Genomic DNA, 20,365 nt, shown 5'->3' on the forward strand with positions numbered 1-20,365 from the left:
GCGGCCATGTCCGAGAAGCCCCGACGCGCTCCCACCGGTGCCGCCGTCCTGCAACCGCAGATCACCGCCGCCGTCACCGCGGCGGTGATGGAGCAACTGGCCGAGAACGGCTACGCCAGGCTGTCGATGGAGGCGGTGGCCAAGCGCGCGGGCGTCGGCAAGAGCGCCCTCTACCGGCGCTGGCCGTCCAAGCAGGACATGGTGGTCTCGGTGCTCGGCGAGTTCAGCGTCGAGCTGGCCGAGTTCGCCGATACCGGCGCGCTGCGCACCGACCTGATGGCCGCCCTGGCGCTGCTGCACACCTGGCTCACCCATCCGAGAATGGCGGCGATCCTGCCCGATCTCACCGCCGAGGCCGGCCGCAATCCCGTTCTGGCGCAGGCGGTCAGGGCCACCATCGGACAGCCGCGACGAGCGCTGGGGCTCCAGCTGTTGCAGCGGGCCATCGAGCGCGGCGAGCTGCCCGCCGATACCGACGTCGAACTGGCGTTGGATCTGATTGCGGGACCGATGTTCTGGCGGTTGAGCGTCCGGCACGCCGAGGCCGAGCCGGACTACCTCGAACGATTGGCCGACCATCTACTGCGCGCGCTGAACGCTCGCTGACAGTTACCGCTGCCGGAACCGCGACTCGCGCATGCCCTGCGCGGCCTTGTTGCGGTACATGGCCGTATCGGCCGCGTGCATGAGTTGGTCCGGCGCGGTGGGCACATCGTCGAGGAAGACGGTGCCGATGCTGGCGGCGACGGTCACCAGATGGCCCTCCACCTCCATCGCCTCCACCAGCGCGTGCGACAGCCAGCCGGACACCTCGGCCAATTTCTCCGCGCCCGTGCACTTTTCGATCAAGACGATGAACTCGTCGCCGCCCAGCCGGGCGACCAGCCCGTCGACCGGCTCCACGGCCGCGCGTAGTCGCTGCCCGACCACCCGAAGTACCTTGTCCCCCACCGTGTGTCCCCACACGTCGTTGATCTCCTTGAACCCGTCGAGATCGAGATAACACACGCCGATCGGCGGGCTCGCGTTCGCCAATCGGTCGAAGAACAGTGTGCGGTTGGGTAATCCGGTGAGGCTGTCGTGGTTTGCGTCGTGCCACAACCGGTCGGCCAGCTGCTTGCGCTCGGTGATGTCGACCGCCACCCCGATCAGGAATCGCACCTGCCCGGCGCTGTCCCGCACGGCCGACATGGATAGGTCGATGGTGGTGATGGTGCCGTCCGGGCGCAGATGATCGGTCTCCAGCCGGAACCGGTCGGAAGCCCCGCTCAGCAGCCGCTGTAACTCGGCGAAGGCATACCCGATGTTCGCCGGGCCGAGCAGCGCGTCCACGGTCTGGCCGGGCATGACTTCCACTGGCAGACCGAGCATTTCGGCCATCGCCAGGTTAGCGTCGAGCACCCTTCCGGTGACATCGATGGTGCCGATGCCGACCGAGGCGCCCGCGAAGACGGCAGCGAACCTGGCTTCGGACAGCTGCCGTTTAGCCTCAGCATCGTGCGCGGCGGCCAGCGTCGCCACCAACGTGGCCTCCTGCTCGGCCAGCGCCGCCGACCGCAGCGCCGCGGTGAAGCCCGCGGCGAACTCGGCGGCGGCGATCACCGCGCGATCGCGGATCCGCTCGTAGTCCGCGCCGCCGCGGTCCGGGCAGACGTCGGCCACCAGGTCGTGGCAGATCACCACCACCGAGCGGCTGACCGCCACCGCGTCCCGATAGTTGGCCGCGACCAGCACGGACGCGGCTTCGCGGGCGACGCTGAGCTCGGCGGTGCCGAGCACCACCGCTTCGAGCGCCGCACCGAGCCCGGCGAGCATCGCCTCGATCTGGGTCCGCGTGAGGGTGGGGGCCACCGCGCCGTCGAGCGCCTCGGCCCACCGCATCGCTAGCTCGTGCGACCCCACTCAGGGACCCCCTGCTGGTTCGTGTTCGCGCTTCAGACCTTTCGACCGACGCCGGCCAGCCCGAGCGAACGGCCCGGCGCCTCGTGCAGATCCCGCTCGGACTCCGGGCGCCAGACCGGCAACTCGACTACGCCGGGCTCGATCAGGTCCCATCCATCGAACATAGCGACGATGCCGTCCCGATTGCGAAAATGGATGCCAACTCGACTCTTGTCGGTCGCGTGCGCACCGAGCTTGCCCGCATCCTCGGGTCGCATCTCCGAGGTCAGGTGCGAGATGGCGACGTAGCTGCCCGGTTCGACCGCGGCTCGCAGGTCGGCGACCTTCTTGACCGGCTCGTCGTCATCGGAGAGCAGGTGCAATACGGCGATCAACAACAGACCGACCGGTTGGTCGAAATCGATCAACCCGGTATCGCCGGCCCGATCGAGCAGCTCGGCCGGCTTGCGCAGATCCGCCTCGATGGCGGCGGCCCGGCTGTTGCCCCGCAGGATCGCGCGCGAATGCGCGACCGCCACCGGATCGATGTCCACGTAGAGCACCCGAATATCGGGATCGATGGTCTGCAGGATTTCATGCACATTTCCCGCTGTCGGAATCCCCGACCCGATATCGAGGAACTGACGAATTCCGGAATCGGCCAGGAAACGCACCGCCCGGCGCAGGAACGCCCGGTTGCTCAGCGCCAGCCGGGGCAGATCCGGTACCAGCTGCTTGGCCATTTCCGCGGCATTGCGGTCGATGTCGAAGTTATGCGAGCCGCCGAGCAGCGCGTCGTACATTCGTGCCGGGCTCGCCTGTTGCATATCCACGCCTTCGGGCGCCCACGCCGGCCTATCCATCGAAACCCCTTTTGTCGCTCACGCATCGTGTGCTCGATCACCCGAACGGTGGTCTGCGCATAGTAGTCGGCTTTGGTGAGCAGCGGGAAGCTCGCGCCCGACCGTGGTTGGCCCACACCCGGTTTCAGGCGCGCGCGGCGGAGATCCGGGCCAGCGTCTGCACCGGGTCAGTCAGCACATCGGTGAACGCGAGCTCCGCGGCGCCGATCAAGGTCGCGTCTCCACCGAGCGCCGAGGTGCGCAGGCGCACTCGTTCGCGGACCGCGAGCAGCGCGTCGACCGCGACCCGGCTGCGCACCTGGGCGGCCGAGGCGAGATAGATCTCGCGCAGCACGCCGCCGAAGACGACCATCGACGGGTTGAAGATGTTGACCAGGTTGGCAACGCCGTAGCCGAGCCAGTCCCCCACCTGATGCAGCGCGTCCCTGGCGGTCGAGTCGCCGCGGGCGGCGGCCTCCACGATCGCCTCGACCGCGGCCCGCCCCGCCGGGTCGTCGCGTCCGGCCGCGGCGATCAAGCCGAGCTCGCCGGCCTCGACCTCGAGGCAGCCGTGCGAGCCGCACGCGCAGGGACGGCCGTCCCGGTTGACGATCATGTGACCGACCTCGCCCGCGTAGCCGCCCTCGCCGCCGAGCAGCTGGCCGCCCATGATGATGCCCGCGCCGATGCCGACGTCGCCGTGCAGGTAGATCAGGTCGGACAGGCCCGCGCCGACGCCGCGTTCGCGTTCGGCGAGCGCGCCGAGGTTGGCGTTGTTGCCGACGACGACGCGCAGGCCGAGGTCGAGTTCCCTGGTCAGGCTGGCGCCGAACGGCACGTCGACCCAGCCGATGTTCGGGCCGTAGCGGACGACGCCGTCCTCCTCGCGCACCATCCCGCAGAACGCCACGCCGACACCGACGCACAGGGCGTCGCGCGCGGCCTTGCCGATCAGCTCGCGGGCCATCGTGGCCAGCGAGGCGATTACGTCGTCCGGGTCGAAAGTGCCACGCGGCCTGGTGGTTTCGACCTGATCGAGAACGGAGCCGCCCAAACCGACCCGGGCCGCGGCGAGCCGGTCGGCACCGACGTCCAGCGCGATGACGTAGACCCGCTCCGATTCCGGCCGCACCACCAGCGAGGGACGGCCCGCCTTGCCGGTCTGACCCGGAAGTTCCTCGCGGATCAGACCGGCCGCGGCCAGGTCGGCGGTCAAGGCCAGAATGGTGCTGCGGTTCAGCCCCATTCGCTCCGCGAGCGTGGCCCGCGAGACCGGACCGTCGCGATGGACGTGCCGGAGCAACACTGCCAGGTTGCTCTTGCGGATCTCATCAGGAGAGGGGGCTGCTCGCATTCACCGTCCTTCGCTATGCGTGAGTTACCTACGGAGTACTGTGCGCTTGCGCGACAAGGCATCTACGCCAGCCGCCAAGAGCAGCACGAATCCTGTCACAACGAACTTCGTGCCCGCGCTGTAGCCCATCAGGCCCATTCCGTTGTCGATCACCGCGACCACCGCGGCGCCGAGCACCGCGTCCAGCATTCGGCCGCGTCCGCCGAACAGGCTGGTGCCGCCGATGACCGCCGCGCCGACCGCGAGCAGCAGCACGCTGCTGCCGCCGGTGTTCGGATCGACGGAGTTGGCGCGGGAGGCCGCGACCAGGCCGCCGACCGCGGCCATCGTCGAACACAGCACGAAGGCAAGGATTTTCACCCGATCCACGGTGATGCCCGCCCGCCTGGCCGCCTCGGCGTTGCCGCCGACCGCGTAGATGTGCCTGCCGAACGACGTCCGGTTGAGCACGAAGGTCCACAGCAGCAACAGCACCGCGATCAACGGCACCACGATCGGCATGCCCTTGAGCGAGTGCAGTTCCGGGTTGCGGCTGCGTTCGCCGTTGAGCACCAGCACCGCGACGCCGAGCACCACCGCGACCGCCACGATCCGGGCCACGATCACCGGCGCGGTCTCGCCGGTGAGCCCGAGCTTGTTGCGGGCCCGCAGTTTCCGATATTGCAGGAACGCGAAGCCGGCGATGAGCACCAGATACATCAGCCAGCCGAGCAGCGGCGGGACGTTCTTGTTCGCGATGGCGAGGATGGTGTCGTCGCGGATGGAGATGTTGCGGCCGTTGTCCATGATCTTCAGCGCGACGCCTTGCAGCGCAAGGAATGCCGCGAGGGTGACCACGAACGACGGGATGCCGATCTTCACCACGATCGCGCCGATCGTCAGGCCGATCACCACACCGGTGAGCAGCGACGCCAAAACTGCTAAGTACCAGGGCCAGCCGCGGTCGGTGAGCAAGACCGCGAGCACCGCCGCGCAGACGCCGCTGGTGAAGCCGGCGGACAGGTCGATCTCGCCGAGCAGCAGCACGAAGATCAGGCCCATCGCGATCACCGCGATGGCCGCGCCCTGGGTGAACAGGTTGGCGAAGTTGGCCTCGGACATGAAGACCGGGCGCGCGGCCCAGAACACGCAGGACAGGATCACCAGGGCGAGCACGGACGGCAGTGCACCCATGTCCCCGCTGCGCACCCGGCCGACGTAGGTGTTCACTAACTCGGAAACCGGTGCAGTAGTGGGCGTTTCGGTAGTAACGGCGCTCATCCCTTGGCTCCATTCGCGTCCAGGCCCAGTGCGCCGCTGCGGCCTGCCGTAATCAGTTCGACGACCTGGCCGTGGGTCACATCGGAGGTCCGGACCTGGGCGGCCATCCGCCCCAGGTACAGCGCCGCGATCCGGTCCGAGACCGCGAACACGTCGTTCATGTTGTGCGAGATCAGCACCACCGCGAGGCCGCGGTCGGCCAGGCGGCGCACCAGTTCGAGCACCTGCTGGGTCTGCTGCACGCCGAGCGCGGCGGTCGGCTCGTCCAGGATCACCACTTTGCTGTTCCACAGCACGGCTTTGGCGATCGCGACCGTCTGCCGCTGGCCGCCGGACAGGCTCGACACCTGCTGGCGGACGCTCTTCACGGTCCGAACGGACAAGCTCTCCAGGGTCTTTCCGGCTAGTTCCTCCATCGCGTACTCGTCGAGCACGATGCCGTTCTTGCGTTCGCGGCCGAGGAACATGTTCTGCACGATGTCGAGGTTGTCGCAGAGTGCGAGGTCCTGGTACACGATCTCGATGCCGAGGGCGGCCGCGTCGCGCGGACTGTGCACCTGAACGGGCTTGCCCTCGAACAGGAACTCGCCCGCGTCGATCGGATGGGTGCCGCCGATGCATTTGACCAGCGTGGACTTTCCGGCGCCGTTGTCGCCGACCAGCGCGGTCACCTCACCCGAGTAGGCGCTGAAGGCGACGTCGTGCAGGACGTGAACCGCCCCGAAACTCTTTTCCAGGCCGCGTAATTCAACTACGGGCGTTTCCGTCATGGTGATGCTCCTGAGAAGGGAGCCCCCTCCGCCGTCCCCTCATCGAAACGGCGGAAGGGGCTGATGCGATCAGATGCCGTTGTCCGCGCAGAGTTTCGCGATCTCGCCGGTGCACAGCTCGGCCTTGGTCACATAGCCGTCCGCGACAACGTCTTTCACCTGCTGCGCGTAGATCGGCTTGGGCTCCAGCAGCACCGACGGCACGTCGGTCTTGGCCTCGGGATCCTTCACCGTGCCGTTCGCCTGACCCGGCTGGCCCTTGGTCAGCGCGATGGCCAGTTCGGCCGCCGCCTCGGCTTCCTTCTTGATCGCCTTGTAGACGGTCAGGCACTGGTCGCCCTTGAGCACGTTCTGCAAGCCCTGCACCGTGGCGTCCTGGCCGCTCACCGGCACCTGGCCGTTGAGCTTCTGCTTCTTCAGCACCGCGATCGCGGCGTTGGCCAGGCCGTCGTTGGCGGCGACCACGCCGCCGATGTTCGGCGTGCCGGTGAGCATCTGCTCGAAGATGGTGCCCGCCTGGGTGTTATCCCACTCCGGGACCGCCTGATCCGGGCCCTTTACGAACTGGCCCGCGTCGAACTTGGGCTTCAGCACGCCGTCGTAGCCGGTCTTCAGCAGCGTGGCGTTGTTGTCGGTCGGGCCGCCGTTGAGGTAGGCGACGACCGGCTTGTTCGCGTTCTTGTCGGTCAGGCATTTCGCCACGCCCTCGCCGAGCAGGCTGCCGACCTTCACGTTGTCGAAGGACACGTAGAACTGCGCGCCGCCGCCGAGGGTGAGCCGGTCGTAGTCGATGACCGTGACGCCCTGCGACTTGGCCTTCTGGATCACGGCCTTGCCGGTGCCGCTGTCCAGGTTCGTCATCAGCAGCACCGAGGCGCCGTTGGTCATCATCTGGTCGGCGATGGTCTGGAAGGCGGTCTTGTCGCCCTGCGCGTTCTGGATGTCGGCCTTGACGCCGGCCGAGTCGAACGCCTGCTGCAGGTACTTGCGGTCCGCGGTCTCCCAGCGGGCCGAGGTCTTGCTGTCCGGCAGGATCACCCCGATCTTGGCACCGCCACCTCCCGAGCTCTTCGAGTCGTCACCGCAAGCAGTCAAAGTCAAGGAGGTCAGCACGGCGACCGAGACGGCCGCGACGCCGAGAATGCCCTTACGCATGAGGGGGCCTTTCGTGGAACCACCGCCCCGGAGTGCCCGGGCGGTCGAGGTCGAGCGAATGTTGTTCGCTGCAACATATTCGACTGTGACCCAGAGCACAACCTGTTCAAGCGACCAATTTGTTGTTCGAGATAACAATCAGGACACGTGAGCATGTGCTCACGTGATCCGATCGGTCTAGTAGTCCGTGGCGAGCGCGGCGGCCAGGGTGCGGGCTTCGGCGAGCCAGGTGGCGCGCCACTGGTCGGTCGAGTCGGTTACGGTGCGGAATACCTTGCGGCGTACGTCTTCTATGCCGATGTAGGGCAGGACGCAGGCGGCCCAGATCTGCTGTAGCGGGTCGCCGAAGATGTCGCGTTCGCGTTCTTCGGTGGTGTCGGAGGTGTTGAGGACAAGGGCGCGCTTGGCTCGGAGCAGGCCGATGGGCTCGCCGGCGGCGTCGGTCAGTTTGTAGGCGACGGCGGGGGTGAGGACTCGCTGGATCCAGCCGGTCAGGATGGCCGGTGGCATGCCCCACCAGTTCGGGTGGATGAAGATCAGGGCGTCGAGTTCGGCCAGTTCGTTCTGGTATCGGCGGACCTGTTCGTTGTCGGCCGTTGTGCTGTCGACGGTTTCGGTATCCGTTGCGGACAGGGCTGAATCGAAGCCCTCCGTGTAGAGATCGTGCGGCACGACATCAACCGCGTGCCCCCGCAATTCGTCTACGACCGCGTCGAACAGAGCTCTGTTGAAACTGTCGGGTCGGGGGTGGGCCAGGTATACCGCGATACGCATGTGGATCACTGTGCCGGATGGGTTCGCATTCGCTGTCCATCGGGTTCTGCGGTCGAGAAGCGCTGCTTTGCAGGGTGATTCAGCCGGGTCCGGCAGTTCGTGAGAAGTCCCAATCTGCGAACAACACTATTCGCAAAGGGGTGATCTGCTCTAGATTCAGTCCTGCGGGATCGAGCGGTTCGGAGCCGATCCGGGGAGGAAAGGATCACCTGTTGCCCAGACTCAGCCGACTGACCCTGGCCATCGCCACCGTAATCACCAGCCTCACTTTGCCTTTCACGGTCGATGTGCCCGCCGGGGCCGCAGCGGGCACGGTCCGCTGGGAAACCCGGGTCAGTGACCGCATTCTCGATATCGGCGTCTCCTCCCCCAACCTCGAGGGGCCGGACTGGTCCGTCAAGGTGGTCCGGCTGCTGCTGCCGCCGGGCTGGACGAAGGAATCCACGCGCAGCTGGCCGACCGTCTGGGTGCTGCACGGCGGCTTCGACGATCACAAATCCTGGACCGACAAGGGCAACCTCGAAGCGCTCACCGCGGGCAAGAACGCCATCTTCGTGCTGCCCGAAACCAGCTGGTGCAGCGCCTATTCCGACTGGTACAACGACGGCCACGGCGGACCACCCGCGTGGGAGAAGTACCTGCTCGGCGATGTCCGCACCATCCTCGAATCCACCTACCACGCCAACACCACCCGGGCCATCGCGGGCAACTCGATGGGCGGTCTCGGCGCGATGAAGTTCGCTGCCGCCCACCAGGGTTGGTTCAACTCCGCCGCCTCGTTCAGCGGGAACGTGGACCCGTTGCACGAGTCGGGCGCGCCCGGCGAACCCGACAAGCCGGGCCAGGGCTGCGCCGCCGACTGGAAACGGGTCTGGGGCGATTACCAGAACCATCGTGATATCTGGGTCGCCAACAATCCCTACAGCCAAGCCGGCCAGCTGACCGACATCCCGCTGTTCGTCTCCTACGGCAAGGGCGATGCCGTGGAATCGCTTGCCTACGAACAGAACTTCCGCTTCGTCGACCACCTGCAAGAGCTGGGCGCCCAGGTCGACGAACGCTATGTGCCCGGGCAAGGCCACAACTGGGACGCCTGGAAGGTGCAGATGCAGAACGCGCTCCCGATGCTGCTCAGCTCGATCGGCGCCTGATCCGCCGAGAAGCCGTGCTGGACAATCCTGTTCAGCACGGCTTCGCGGTCAGGTGGTTTCCCGGCGCAGCACGGCCTGGTATTCCCAGGCGTCCCAGAGCGGGTGCGTTGTCGAATTCCGCTGGTCTGTCCGGAGTTCCGCGCCGTCGAGTTCCATCCGCTCCACGGTCAGGCCGGTGCCCTCGGCCAACAGCAGCAGGTCGGCGGGCGCGTAGCAGCGGCCGAACTGATCGAGGGCCTGGGATTCTTTGTCGACCGGCCACCATCGGTCGCTGAAGTGGCTGGTCAGCGGGTCGTAGTCGGTCAGGTTCGCGAGGTCGACGAGGTACTGCTCGTGATCGATCTCGCCTGCGGCGCGGGCCCATTTCCACGGGCTGAACACATCGAGGATCAGCGCACCGCCGGGACGCAACCATTCACCGCTGACCCGGCGCAACAGCTTTCGCTGATCGGCGTCGCTGCCGACCCCGAAGCCGTTGAAATAGACCACGCAGTCGAACTGCGCACCGAGCTCGACCTGATAGAAATCACCCTCGATGATCCGCAGGTCGCGCCCGCCGACCTCGGCCGCGCGCTCCCGCGCCTGCTGCGCGCGCACCGAACTGAGTTCCACCGCGGTCACGGAGTAGCCGAGATCCGCCATGACCACCGCGGTCGTCCCGCTGCCCGCACCCAATTCGAGGACTCGTTCGACCCCGTCGCCCGCCAGCCGCGCGATGGATGCCGCGCGCTGCCGGTCCGATTCGCGCACCGTCTGCGGACCCCACCACATCGGCGCGGTCTCGAAAAACAGCTTTACCCAATCCATGGAAGAACCGCCCCGCCAGAGGTAACCGGCCACTGCCCCAGGCCGATTCGATACCAATCGGATGATGCCCGATATTCGCCTGCACGGAAAGGACAAAACCGCAGGGTTACATCACGATTCCGTAATCTGTAACGATGGGTACCGTGACCGCGCGGATCGACACGAACGAGTGGGTGCGCGCGGCCGCGCTCGACAATGCCGCGTGGTGCGCGGCGGTGTGCCGATCCCACGGGTTGACCGGTGACTTCGATGCCACCGCGTGGGCGAACGCCCGGCGGACCCCGCCGCTGTATCCGGACGCGGTGACCCTCAGCCCGCAGACGACCGCGGATCAGCTGCTGGGCCGAATCGATCGCACGGCACCCGGCGCGTCCGTCAAGGACAGCTTCGCGTGTCTGGATCTCAGTGCGGCAGGTTTCCGCGTCCTGTTCGAGGCGCAGTGGATCTATCGACCGGCCGACCTTCCGCCGCCGGCCTCGTCACGCCGTTGGACATCGATCGATGATCCTGCCACGCTGACCGAATGGGCAAGCGCCTGGAGCAGGGATCCGTTACTCCGCAAGATATTTCGACCGGAGCTGCTGGCCGACGATTCGGTGGCGGTGCTCGGCCGCCGGGATGACGACCGGTTCACCGCCGGCGCGGTCGCTCATCGAAGCCGGAACGTGGTGGGTGTGACCAATCTGTTCTATGACGGCATCGAGGCTGCCGAGGCTTGGGCCGGCTGTTTGCGCGCGGTTCACCAATTGTGGCCCGGCCTGAGCATTGTCGGCTACGAGCGGGACGCGGACCTGACCGCGGCGATCCACCACGGCTACACGCCGGTTGGCCCGCTGCGGGTTTGGGTTGCCGCCTAGACCGCGTCAGTCGACGTGCGGCAATACCTCGGCGGTGATCCGTTCCATCTGGGCCGCCGAGTCGAAAAGCGGGTTGATCAGGATCATTTCGGCGCCGGCCGCGGCGACCGCACGTAGTCCTTCGACGCAGGTTTCCGGCGATCCGCAGACGGCGACCGGCAGTAGTTTCTTGCCGTAGTCGCCGTATTGGGCGATCAGAGCCTCGGACATCCGTTGCCGAGCACGGTCGGCGTCGTCGTCCACCGCGATGTAGACGCGTTTGGCGATACGGAAATCTGTTGCTTCCCGGTCGGATTCGGCCAGGGCCGCGCGGACGATCGGAACCTGCTCAGCGAACTGCGCGGTCGTCGATGATCCGGCGCCGAAGAACCCGTCCCCGTGGCGCACTGCTCGCCGCAGTGCCGCGGGCTTACTGCCGCCGAACCACAAGGGCGGGTACGGCTTCTGGAACGGCTTCGGCTCCATCGCGGCGTCGGCCAGCTGCCAGAACTCGCCGTCGAGATCGACCGTCGGCTCGGTCCACAGCGACTTCATCACCCGTAAGCCCTCGTTGAATCGCCGCACCAGGTTGTCTTCGGGATCTACACCGAACGCCGAGAACATCCGGCCCCGCCCGCCGATCCCGACGCCGACCTCCAGCCGTCCCCGGCTCAACTGATCCACCGTCGCGATCCGCTTCGCGAGATGCACCGGATTGTGCAGCGGCGTCACGAACACCGCACACCCCAGCCGCAACCGCTCATTGCACGCCGCCGCGAACGCCAACGTCTCCAACGGACTCGAACTAGGTGCCGCCCCCAGCACCTGCTCCGTCATCCACGCACCCTCGAACCCGAGCTCCTCGGCCCGATCCAGATACTCCCGCAGCTCCTTCGGCCGAAAACCCCCGTCGGCGGCATGCTGCGGAATCGAGATCGCGTATCGCATGGCTTCGACCCTAACCCGACTGGTCGACGACGTCAGCGACCCGAGGTCAGCGGCGGCCCGGCGAGCGCCGCCGGCCGGTCCACCACCACGGGAAGCGGAGTGCGTCAGTCCTCGAGGGCGAGGGAGACGACCGGGATGACGCGGTCGGTCTTCTGTTCGTATTCGGCGAAGCCGGGCATGACCTCGACCATGGCGGCGTAGAGGCGGTCGCGCTCGGGGCCCTCGGTGATCGGGGTGGCGGTGGCCTTGTGGGTTTCGGTGCCGATCTCGACCGAGACCTCCGGGTTGGCGCGCAGGTTGTGGTACCAGTCGGGGCTGGTGGGGGCGCCGGCCTTGGAGGCGATGATGACGACGCGGTCCTGGTCACGGATGAAGGCGACCGGGCTGGTTCGCGGGAGGCCGGATTTCGCGCCGGTGGTGGTGAGCAGAAGCAGATCGTGCCCCTCGAAGGGACCACCCACCTTGCCCGCGTTGGCATGGAATTCTTCGATGATGCTCGCGTTCCAGTCGGACATCCAAAACTCCTCACGTCGGAAGGCACACGCCGTCCCCCCGACCCTATCGAGAAGATCACCTCGGCGAACGGGACATCACTGTGGCGACACGCCGGGCGGGGCGCGGTGATGTCCCGTTCGACGGTCAGCGCAGCGCCAGGACTGGTTCGCGGACGGCCGACTTCGGGGTGGCGGCGAGGGTTTTGTTCAGGTCGGTGCGCAGGGTGGTGGCGGAGTCGAGCAGGTAGTTCTGCCGGACCTTCCAGGGGTGGCGATCGCCCTGGTGCGGGAAGTCGGCGATCGAGCGCTGGATGTAGCCGGCGGCGAGGTCGAGCAGCGGTTGCTGGTTGAGCTTGCCGTCGGGCTTCGGGACGACGGCGGCGTAACCGCGGCGGTCCATATGGTTGATGACCCTGCAGACCAAGCGGGAACTCAGGTCGGCGCGCAGCGTCCAGGAGGCGTTGGTGTAGCCGACGCAGACGGCGAAGTTGGGCAGGCCGGTGAGCATCGCGCCCTGCCAGATGAATTGGTCGGACAGGGTGACCGGCGCGCCGTCGACGCGCGGGGTGATGCCGCCGAAGGGCAGCATTTGCAGGCCGGTGGCGGTAACCACGATGTCCGCCTGGAGAATTCGGCCGGACTTCAGTCGAATGCCTTCCGGCACAAAGCTATCGATGTGATCGGTGACGACCTCGGCCTTGCCCTTCTTGATCGCCCGGAAGAAATCGGCGTCGGGGACCGCGCACAGGCGCTGGTCCCACGGGTTGTAGGTGGGCGTGAAGTGTTCGGCAACCGCCTTCTCGTCCTTGAGGATTCGCGTGGTGAGCGCGGTGAGCAGTTTGCGCGCGGCGGCCGGACGGCGACGGCAGTACTGATAGAAGCCGATGGAGAACAGGATGTTCTTGGTGCGGATCACCCGGTGCGCCAGTTCCGGCGGCAGCAGCTCACGGATCCGGTCGGCGTACTTGTCCCGGCCGGGCACCGCGCTGATCCAGGTCGGCGTGCGCTGCAACATGGTCACCAGCTCGGCCTGCCCGGCCATCGACGGCACGAGGGTGACCGCGGTGGCGCCGCTGCCGATCACGACGACGCGCTTACCGGCGTAGTCGAGGTCTTCGGGCCAGAACTGCGGATGCACCACCTGACCGGAAAACGAAGCGAGACCGGGGAATTCGGGCGTGTACCCGTGGTCGTAGTTGTAGTAGCCGGCGCACGCGTACAGGAAGCCACAGGTCAGCTCGCGCCGCGATACGGCGCCCGCGGCGTCGCGCTCTTCGAGAGTCAGTGTCCACCTGGCGGTTTCGCTCGACCAGTCGGCGGCGAGCACCTTGGTCTGATACCGGATGTGCCGGTCGATGCCGAACTCTTCGGCGGTCTCGTTGATGTAGCGCCGAATCGACGGCCCGTCGGCGATCGACTTGGCCTCGCGCCACGGCTTGAACGGGTAGCCGAGGGTGAACATGTCCGAGTCCGAGCGGATGCCGGGATAGCGGAACAGATCCCAGGTGCCGCCCATCGCGGCGCGCGCCTCCAGCACGGCGTAGGTCTTGCCGCGGCATTCGGTCTGCAACCGGTAGGCGGCGCCGATGCCGGACAGACCGGCGCCGACGATCACGACATCGAGGTGTTCGGTGGCTACGGTCTCGCTCATGGTCCCAGTCTGGGACCGAATCGACGCGCGTTCTTGACTTTGCGCGACAAGTATTTGACTCTGGGCGACATGAGCGTGATCAGATCCGCCGGGCTGCGCGGCTTCCGCGCGACGGTGGCCGAACTCGGCGGCGATGCCGAGCAGTACGCCCTGGCCTGTGGGCTGCCGATCGCCGCGCTCGACACCGACGACCTGCTGATCCCCGATCAAGCCCTGGCCGCGGTGCTCGAACTGGCCGCGCAGCGCCTGGACTGCGACGACCTCGGCCTGCGCATTTCACTCCGCCAAGACCTCGACATGCTCGGCCCGCTCGCCCTGGCCATCCGGAACTCGCCGTCGCTGACCCACGTCCTGGAATGCTCGGCGCGCTACCTGTTCCTGCATGCCCGCGCGCTCACGCTGACCACCGAACCGGACCCCTACGGCGATCGCGGCGTGCTCGCTCTGCACTACGGCGTGCAGCCGGGCATGCTGTCGCCTATCCAGGCCACCGATCTCGGCCTCGCGTTCGTGCACCACACCATCGAACGGCTGGCCGGCGACCACTACCGGCTCCTCTCGGTCGAGCTGCCGTACCGGCCGCCCGCGCCGATCGCCCGCTACGAGCAATTCTTCGGCGCACCGGTGCGGACCAACCGGCCGTACGCCGCGCTGCGGGTGCCGCGAAATCTGCCGGGGCTGCCGCTGAGCGGCGGTGACGAGAACCTGCACCGGTTGGCGATGGCATTCCTGGCCGGGCAGGCGGGCGGCATCGATGGTTCGGTGGTGCCCAAGGTCCGGGCCACCGTGCAACAGTTACTCGGCACCGTCGCGCCCGAAATCGGTTCCGTCGCAAAGCTGTTGACCGTCCACCCGCGCACCCTGCAACGCCGCCTGGCCGCGGAGGGCAGCTCGTTCGCCGCCATCCTCGACGACGTCCGCCGCGACGAGGCCCGCCGCTACCTCACCACCACCGACATGCCGATGAGCCAGGTCGCCTCGATCATCGGACTGTCCGAGCAGTCGACCTTCACCCGCTGCTGCCGAAGATGGTGGGGCACGACGCCGACCGCGATTCGCCGCAACCGGACGTGAGCCGGCTACTTGGCGACGCGCAACCCGTCGAGCGTGACCCCGATCAGTCGCTCGGCGGCCTCCGGCGTCTTCTCGCAGGCGATGCCGATGCCGTGGCCCAGCCGCAGCATGTCGCGCGGCTCGATATCGGTGCGAATCACGCCCGCGTCCTGTGCGGATTTCAACAACGCGGCGGCCGCGCCGTTGATCAGCCCCCGGCACAGGGCGAAGGTCTCGGAGTCGTGATCGATCAGCGCCTTCAACGTGGTGGTGAGACTGCGCTTGTCCATCACGAAGTCCACCTGCTCGCGCATCCACTGCTCGAATGCGTCTGCGGGAGTCTCGGTTTCGAGTAATTCGTAGGCGCGCTGACTCAGCTGTTCGATGCTGGCCCGATACACCGCCTCGATCAGCGCCTCCCGATTCGGGAAGTGCCGGTACAGCGTCCCGGGGCCGACCGCGGCGCGGCGCGCGATGTCGTCCAACGGCACCTCGGGCCCGTCGTCGGCGAACGCCTCGCGCGCGCACTCGACGATGCGCTCATAGTTGCGCCGCGCGTCGGCCCGCATCGGCCGCGCGGTCGACGGTTCGGCCACGGTCCCTCCAGTGGAAACGGATGAAGTCTCCGGTTAGTCTTGCGTAAACGGAGAATCTCTCCATATGATAGCTCTATCGGAAGCGGAGACTCTCTCCGTTTAGCTCACGAATCGATGGAGCGCTTCTTGTCCACGAACACCATCTCCGCGGGCACCCCCACGTCCGCTCCAAGCACCCGGCCGTTCCGTTCCGGCCTCGTGCTGGTCACCCTGCTGACCTGCCAATTGATGATCATCCTCGACATCACCGTGATGAATGTCGCGCTGCCGCGCATCCGCACCGACCTGGAGTTCAGTGCCACCGGCCTGTCCTGGGTGATGAACGCCTACACGTTGGTCTTCGGCGGCCTGCTGCTGCTCGGCGGCCGGGCCGGCGACCTGTTCGGCCGGCGCAACCTGTTCATCGCGGGCACCACCCTGTTCACCCTGGCCTCGCTGGCCGGCGGCTTGGCGCCGTCGGCGACCTGGCTGCTCGTCGCCCGCGTCGTCCAGGGCATCGGCGCGGCCATGGCCGGCCCGAGCACGCTCGCCCTGCTGACCACGACGTTCAGCGAACCGAAGGCCCGGATGCGGGTGCTCGCGCTGTTCTCCGGCATGTCCAGCGCCGGCTTCGCCATCGGCCTCATCCTCGGCGGCCTGCTGACCGAATGGCTGAGCTGGCGCTCGGTGCTGTTCATCAACGTGCCCTTCGGCCTGGTCGTCGTGCTGCTCGCGCTGCGGTACCTGCCCGACGCGGTGCGCCAGCCGGCCCGCCTCGATCTGCCCGGCGCGGTGACCGCGACCGGCGGTGTGGCCGCGCTGGTCTACGGCTTCATCAGCGCCGCCTCGAACGGCTGGAGCAACGAGACCACCGACATCTCGCTGGCCGCGGGCGTGCTCCTGCTCGTGGCGTTCGTCGCGATCGAACTGCGCACGGCACAGCCCCTGCTGCCGCTGCGGCTGTTCACCGATCGCAATCGCGCCGCCGCCTACGCCAACATGTTCCTCGGGCCGATGGCGGGCATGTCGATGTTCTTCTTCCTCACCCAGTACCTCCAGGAGGTGCGCGGATTGAGCGCGCTGGCAACGGGTTTCGCGTTCCTGCCGACCGCGGTGCTGATGTTCACGATGATCCGGCTGATCCCCCGGCTGCTGCCGCGGTTCGGGCCGAAGCCGGTGACCCTGGTCGGCACGGCGTTGATGGGGTCCGGATTGGCATTGCTGACGCAATTGCGCACCGACAGCGGATATTTCCCGCTGCTGTTCGTGGCGATGGTGCTGATGGGGTTCGGTATCGGACTGGCGTTCTCGCCGTTGAACGTGATCATCATGTCGAGCGTGCCGCCGAGCGACGCCGGCGCGGCGGGCGGTGCGTTGCAGACGTTGCAGCAGACCGGCTCCGCGCTCGGCTTGGCCATTCTGGTCACGGTGTTCGGCACGGCGGCGCTGGGCGCGACCGGATCGCCCCAGCAGGTGCTGGTCAGCGGCACCACGACGGCGTTCGCCGTGGCGGTCGGCATCGCGGTGCTGACCTTCCTGGTCGCGCTCACGTTCCGGAGCACCCGCACGACCAGCTGATCCCCTTCGATGCAGGAAGCCGGAGGTCCGGCGCCCACTGGCGGCGCGGGGCCCCAGCTTTCCGCGTATCCGACCTGGCCGAGATCCGCTCCCCGGTCGCCACGCCGCGCCGCGTTAAACTCCCAGCGTTCGGGAGGTCCGTTGTTGCATTTCGTGGTCTTGGGCGAGGTCAGGGCGTGGCGCGGGGAGGAAGCGCTACAGCTCGGACCGCCGCAGCGCCGGGCCGTGCTCGCGGCCCTGCTTTTGCGTGCCGGCAGCGCGGTCACCGCGGCCGAGCTGGTCGAGGGCATCTGGGGGCAGCGGCCGGTGCCGCGCGCGATCGCCGCGCTGCGCACCCACGTCGCGCAGTTGCGCCGGACACTGGAACCCGATCGGCCGGCGCGCGGTCCGTCGACGGTGCTGGTGTCCATCGGGGACGGCTACGCGCTGCGGATACCGCCGGGGTCGACCGATGTGGCCGAGGTCGAGCGGCTCGTCGCGGCGGCCGGACAGGTCCGGGACCGCAGGCCCGCCGCCGCGCGGTCGAATCTGGTTGCCGCACTGAGCAAGTGGCAGGGCACCGCGCTGAGCGGGCTGCCCGGCCCGTTCGCCGAACGGCAGCGCTCGCGGCTGGAGCAGTGGCGGCTGGCCATCCTGGAGGATCGGCTCGCCCTGGACATCGAGACCGGCCGCAGCGCCGACGCGGTCGCCGAGCTCACCTCGTTGATCGAGGAACATCCACTGCGCGAACGGTTTCGGGCGTTGCTGATGACGGCGTTGTACAACTGCGGCCGCCAGTCCGACGCGCTCGACGCCTACGCGCAGGCCCGCCGCGCCCTGGTGGACGGCGTCGGGGTCGAGCCGGGTCCGGAGCTGACCGTGGTGCACGATCGGATCCTGCGCGGCGCGATGCCTGCGATCACCGAAACCCGCGCGGAGCCGAGCCTCGACCAGGCGCCCGCCCAATTGCCGCCCGACATCGCCGATTTCACCGGCCGGGAGCGACTGGTGGACGAGTTGGCGGCGCAGCTGACCGGCGCGGGCAGTGCGGTGGCGATCTCCGCGGTCGGGGGCATGGGCGGGGTCGGGAAGACGACCCTCGCCCTGCATGTCGCGCACCGGGTGCGAGATCGGTTCCCGGACGGGCAGTTATACGCGAACCTGCACGGCGTCGACCCGGTCCCTACTCCCCCGGGTGCGGCGCTCGGCGGCTTCCTGCGTGCGCTCGGGGTGGCCGAGGGTGACATCCCGTCCGGTGTCGACGAACGTGCCGCCGAACTGCGAACTCGCTTGTCCGGCAGGCGAATACTCATGGTGCTGGACAACGCACGGGACTACGCGCAGGTGGCCCCGCTGCTTGCCGGGTCGGCGGTGCTGATCACCAGCCGATCCGCGCTGACCGAGTTGCCCGCGGTGACCCGCACCCGGCTCGACGTGCTCGAAACGGCCGAGGCGATGGCGCTGCTCGTCCGCATTCTGGGCGCGGAACGCGTTGGCGCCGAAGTGGAGTCGGCACGGGCGGTGGTCGCGCATTGCGGCCTGCTGCCGCTGGCGGTGCGCATCGTCGGCGCCCGGCTCGCGGTCCGGCCGCAATGGACGATCGCGTCGTTCGCCGAGCGACTGGCCGACGAGAAGAGCAGGCTGAACGTGCTGAAGACCGGCGAGCTCGCGGTCGAGGCGGTGTTCCGGCTCGGCTACGGACAGCTAGTTCCCGCGCAGGCCAAGGCTTTTCGCACGCTGGCGCTCGCGGAGGTGCCCGATCTGTCCGTCGACGGGATCGCGGCGATCCTCGGCATCTCCCCGCATGACGCGGAGGAGGTGTGCGAATCCCTGGTCGACCTCAGCCTGTTGGAGACGACCGCGCCCGGCCGCTACCGATTCCACGATCTGCTGCGGCTGTTCGCGCGCGGGGTGGCCGACGAGGACGAATCCGCCGTGCTGGTCCGAGTGCTCGACTATCACCTGGCGAGTGCGAAGAACCTGCTCAGCGCGATCGACTACAGCAACACGACCCGGCTGCTGGTCGCGACGAACGTTCCCGGTCGCGCGTTCGCCAGCGGCTCGGATGGCCAGGCGTGGAACGACATCGAGCGTCCGGTGGTCATCGCACTGCATCAACAGGCCGCGCGCGTCGGCGGCCGGGCACTCGACGTGGCGGCGGATCTGGCCTGGGTGATGGCCGAGTTGATGGACGCGGGCACCGGTGCGCGCGAGCTGTCCCGCGCGCTGGAGTCGTTGCTGGACACCGCGATCGCCGAGGACAACCTGGACGCCGAGCGCCGGATCCGGACGGCGCTCGGCGCGCTGCTCCAGGTCGGGCTCGGCGAGGTGGAGGCGAGCCTGCCGCATCTGCGCGCGGTCTCCGGGCCGCCGGCCAACGACGTCGACCGCAGGCTCTCGGTGCTCGCGTCGGTGCTGCTCGGTGTGGCCGCCCGGCGGATGGGCGACGCGTACGCCTCGCATCGGCATTTCGAGCACGCCACGGAGCTCACCCGCACCCTCGGCGACCGTTCGATGGAGGCCTGGTGCTTGGCGCTGGTCACCCGAACCTACTGCGAGGCAGGGCAATACGACGAGGCGGTGCAGATGGCGGAGCGGGCCATCGCGCTCGCGCGCGAGTCGTCCAATCCGGTCGCGCTCGGCTGGGCCACGCACGAACTGGCCGCCACCCTGTCGATGCTCGGCGAGCATCAGCGCGCGATCGAACTCGGCGGCGAGGCGGTGCGTGCGGCGCAACACAACGGCGTGCGGCTGTGGGAGGGCTGGGCGCGGACCCGGCTGGCGCAGATCCATCTGCAAGCAGGCAATGTGGCCGAGGCGGAGACGCATGCCGCCGGCGCGCTGCAACTGCTGACCAAGGCCGCCGATCCGATCGATCGAGCGCGGGCGATGGCGTTGCATGCCGCCGCGCTGGCGGCGCGGGGTCGGCCGGTGCGCGCCGAGCAGGAGTTCCGCGAGGCGGCCGAGATCTTCACCCGCGCGGGGCTTTCACCGCCGAGCATCGACCGGTTGTTCGGCACCGGAGCGGAGTGAGCGCGAATCTGCCGCACCGAATAACGAACGTTTATTCGATATTTATCGGTCGCTGAACCGCGGCTGGCATCCTGCTGAGTCGATGCGACCACACCATCGCCAATGGTGCGCAGGAGAGGGGTCGTGCGGACTCGCGACCGCCCGGAACTGGGACCGAGCGGTCACTCGGGTCCGCGCCGACTCGCGCTCGCGGGGTGCGCGAGCCGTTGCGCGGACCCGCGACG

At 68.0% G+C, this 20,365-nt stretch carries 18 protein-coding genes; 6 read left to right on the forward strand and 12 right to left on the reverse strand.

What is annotated here, in order from left to right:
- Positions 1 to 6 precede the first annotated feature (6 nt).
- Positions 7 to 606 carry a TetR/AcrR family transcriptional regulator gene (locus F3087_RS20220; RefSeq protein ID WP_150403557.1) on the forward strand — a complete coding sequence of 200 codons (600 nt, stop codon included), beginning with the start codon at positions 7 to 9 and terminating at the stop codon, positions 604 to 606.
- A 3-nt stretch (positions 607 to 609) separates the two neighbouring features.
- Here the strand turns inward: F3087_RS20220 and F3087_RS20225 are convergent, their stop codons facing one another.
- The 7 genes from F3087_RS20225 to F3087_RS20255 form a co-directional block, all read right to left on the reverse strand.
- The gene (locus tag F3087_RS20225; RefSeq protein ID WP_150403558.1) at positions 610 to 1,881 is read right to left on the reverse strand and encodes a sensor domain-containing diguanylate cyclase; all 1,272 of its coding nucleotides are present in this window, start codon (positions 1,879 to 1,881) and stop codon (positions 610 to 612) included.
- Positions 1,882 to 1,934: 53 nt separating this feature from the next.
- Positions 1,935 to 2,744, reverse strand: a complete 810-nt coding sequence (locus F3087_RS20230) for an SAM-dependent methyltransferase (RefSeq protein WP_150403559.1) — start codon at positions 2,742 to 2,744, stop codon at positions 1,935 to 1,937.
- Positions 2,745 to 2,868: 124 nt separating this feature from the next.
- The gene (locus F3087_RS20235) at positions 2,869 to 4,077 is read right to left on the reverse strand and encodes an ROK family protein (protein ID WP_150403560.1); all 1,209 of its coding nucleotides are present in this window, start codon (positions 4,075 to 4,077) and stop codon (positions 2,869 to 2,871) included.
- A gap of 24 nt (positions 4,078 to 4,101) precedes the next feature.
- Positions 4,102 to 5,337 carry a sugar ABC transporter permease gene (locus tag F3087_RS20240; protein WP_150403561.1) on the reverse strand — a complete coding sequence of 412 codons (1,236 nt, stop codon included), beginning with the start codon at positions 5,335 to 5,337 and terminating at the stop codon, positions 4,102 to 4,104.
- Positions 5,334 to 6,107 (reverse strand): ATP-binding cassette domain-containing protein, encoded by a 774-nt coding sequence (locus F3087_RS20245; RefSeq protein WP_150403562.1) that lies wholly within the window; start codon positions 6,105 to 6,107, stop codon positions 5,334 to 5,336. Before F3087_RS20245 ends, F3087_RS20240 begins: the two co-directional genes overlap by 4 nt.
- Before the next feature lie 69 nt (positions 6,108 to 6,176).
- Positions 6,177 to 7,262 (reverse strand): sugar ABC transporter substrate-binding protein, encoded by a 1,086-nt coding sequence (locus tag F3087_RS20250; RefSeq protein ID WP_150403563.1) that lies wholly within the window; start codon positions 7,260 to 7,262, stop codon positions 6,177 to 6,179.
- A 177-nt stretch (positions 7,263 to 7,439) separates the two neighbouring features.
- Positions 7,440 to 8,036: an NAD(P)H-dependent oxidoreductase gene (locus F3087_RS20255; RefSeq protein ID WP_150403564.1), complete on the reverse strand. Its 597-nt coding sequence runs from the start codon at positions 8,034 to 8,036 to the stop codon at positions 7,440 to 7,442.
- Between the two features lie 212 nt (positions 8,037 to 8,248).
- Here F3087_RS20255 and F3087_RS20260 point away from each other — a divergent pair, with 212 nt between their 5' ends.
- On the forward strand, positions 8,249 to 9,187 hold the full coding sequence (locus F3087_RS20260; protein ID WP_223885218.1) for an alpha/beta hydrolase: 939 nt from the start codon (positions 8,249 to 8,251) through the stop codon (positions 9,185 to 9,187).
- 48 nt (positions 9,188 to 9,235) lie between these two features.
- Here the strand turns inward: F3087_RS20260 and F3087_RS20265 are convergent, their stop codons facing one another.
- Entirely contained in the window at positions 9,236 to 9,994 is a 759-nt protein-coding gene (locus F3087_RS20265; RefSeq protein ID WP_150403565.1) for a class I SAM-dependent methyltransferase, read from the reverse strand.
- Between the two features lie 134 nt (positions 9,995 to 10,128).
- On the opposite strand from F3087_RS20265, the gene F3087_RS20270 reads away from it, so the two are divergent.
- Entirely contained in the window at positions 10,129 to 10,851 is a 723-nt protein-coding gene (locus F3087_RS20270; RefSeq protein ID WP_150403566.1) for a hypothetical protein, read from the forward strand.
- 6 nt (positions 10,852 to 10,857) lie between these two features.
- Here the strand turns inward: F3087_RS20270 and F3087_RS20275 are convergent, their stop codons facing one another.
- From F3087_RS20275 to F3087_RS20285, 3 genes are all read right to left on the reverse strand, one after another.
- Positions 10,858 to 11,778, reverse strand: a complete 921-nt coding sequence (locus F3087_RS20275) for an LLM class flavin-dependent oxidoreductase (RefSeq protein ID WP_150403567.1) — start codon at positions 11,776 to 11,778, stop codon at positions 10,858 to 10,860.
- A 104-nt stretch (positions 11,779 to 11,882) separates the two neighbouring features.
- Positions 11,883 to 12,293: a nitroreductase family deazaflavin-dependent oxidoreductase gene (locus F3087_RS20280; protein ID WP_150403568.1), complete on the reverse strand. Its 411-nt coding sequence runs from the start codon at positions 12,291 to 12,293 to the stop codon at positions 11,883 to 11,885.
- A 124-nt stretch (positions 12,294 to 12,417) separates the two neighbouring features.
- Positions 12,418 to 13,923 carry a flavin-containing monooxygenase gene (locus F3087_RS20285; RefSeq protein ID WP_150403569.1) on the reverse strand — a complete coding sequence of 502 codons (1,506 nt, stop codon included), beginning with the start codon at positions 13,921 to 13,923 and terminating at the stop codon, positions 12,418 to 12,420.
- A gap of 69 nt (positions 13,924 to 13,992) precedes the next feature.
- On the opposite strand from F3087_RS20285, the gene F3087_RS20290 reads away from it, so the two are divergent.
- Positions 13,993 to 14,997 carry an AraC family transcriptional regulator gene (locus F3087_RS20290; RefSeq protein WP_150403570.1) on the forward strand — a complete coding sequence of 335 codons (1,005 nt, stop codon included), beginning with the start codon at positions 13,993 to 13,995 and terminating at the stop codon, positions 14,995 to 14,997.
- 5 nt (positions 14,998 to 15,002) lie between these two features.
- Here F3087_RS20290 and F3087_RS20295 read toward each other — a convergent pair whose 3' ends face one another.
- Positions 15,003 to 15,572, reverse strand: coding sequence for a TetR/AcrR family transcriptional regulator (locus F3087_RS20295; RefSeq protein WP_223885219.1), 570 nt, complete (start codon positions 15,570 to 15,572; stop codon positions 15,003 to 15,005).
- Positions 15,573 to 15,698: 126 nt separating this feature from the next.
- Between F3087_RS20295 and F3087_RS20300 the strand changes: the two genes are divergently transcribed.
- Together F3087_RS20300 and F3087_RS20305 are read left to right on the forward strand one after the other, a co-directional pair.
- On the forward strand, positions 15,699 to 17,129 hold the full coding sequence (locus tag F3087_RS20300) for an MFS transporter (protein ID WP_223885220.1): 1,431 nt from the start codon (positions 15,699 to 15,701) through the stop codon (positions 17,127 to 17,129).
- Positions 17,130 to 17,270: 141 nt separating this feature from the next.
- On the forward strand, positions 17,271 to 20,141 hold the full coding sequence (locus F3087_RS20305) for an AfsR/SARP family transcriptional regulator (protein ID WP_191094065.1): 2,871 nt from the start codon (positions 17,271 to 17,273) through the stop codon (positions 20,139 to 20,141).
- The last annotated feature ends 224 nt before the right edge of the window (positions 20,142 to 20,365 follow it).

Source organism: Nocardia colli, from assembly GCF_008704205.1.
GTDB classification, from domain to species: domain Bacteria; phylum Actinomycetota; class Actinomycetes; order Mycobacteriales; family Mycobacteriaceae; genus Nocardia; species Nocardia colli.

Coding starts and splice junctions, on each gene's coding strand:
- F3087_RS20275 (WP_150403567.1), bottom strand. CDS start 11,778: ATGCGATACGCGATCTCGATTCCGCAGCATGCCGCCGACGGGGGTTTT.
- F3087_RS20230 (WP_150403559.1), bottom strand. CDS start 2,744: ATGGATAGGCCGGCGTGGGCGCCCGAAGGCGTGGATATGCAACAGGCG.
- F3087_RS20235 (WP_150403560.1), bottom strand. CDS start 4,077: ATGCGAGCAGCCCCCTCTCCTGATGAGATCCGCAAGAGCAACCTGGCA.
- F3087_RS20285 (WP_150403569.1), bottom strand. CDS start 13,923: ATGAGCGAGACCGTAGCCACCGAACACCTCGATGTCGTGATCGTCGGC.
- F3087_RS20255 (WP_150403564.1), bottom strand. CDS start 8,036: ATGCGTATCGCGGTATACCTGGCCCACCCCCGACCCGACAGTTTCAAC.
- F3087_RS20290 (WP_150403570.1), top strand. CDS start 13,993: ATGAGCGTGATCAGATCCGCCGGGCTGCGCGGCTTCCGCGCGACGGTG.
- F3087_RS20265 (WP_150403565.1), bottom strand. CDS start 9,994: ATGGATTGGGTAAAGCTGTTTTTCGAGACCGCGCCGATGTGGTGGGGT.
- F3087_RS20280 (WP_150403568.1), bottom strand. CDS start 12,293: ATGTCCGACTGGAACGCGAGCATCATCGAAGAATTCCATGCCAACGCG.
- F3087_RS20270 (WP_150403566.1), top strand. CDS start 10,129: ATGGGTACCGTGACCGCGCGGATCGACACGAACGAGTGGGTGCGCGCG.
- F3087_RS20225 (WP_150403558.1), bottom strand. CDS start 1,881: ATGCGGTGGGCCGAGGCGCTCGACGGCGCGGTGGCCCCCACCCTCACG.
- F3087_RS20245 (WP_150403562.1), bottom strand. CDS start 6,107: ATGACGGAAACGCCCGTAGTTGAATTACGCGGCCTGGAAAAGAGTTTC.
- F3087_RS20240 (WP_150403561.1), bottom strand. CDS start 5,337: ATGAGCGCCGTTACTACCGAAACGCCCACTACTGCACCGGTTTCCGAG.
- F3087_RS20250 (WP_150403563.1), bottom strand. CDS start 7,262: ATGCGTAAGGGCATTCTCGGCGTCGCGGCCGTCTCGGTCGCCGTGCTG.
- F3087_RS20220 (WP_150403557.1), top strand. CDS start 7: ATGTCCGAGAAGCCCCGACGCGCTCCCACCGGTGCCGCCGTCCTGCAA.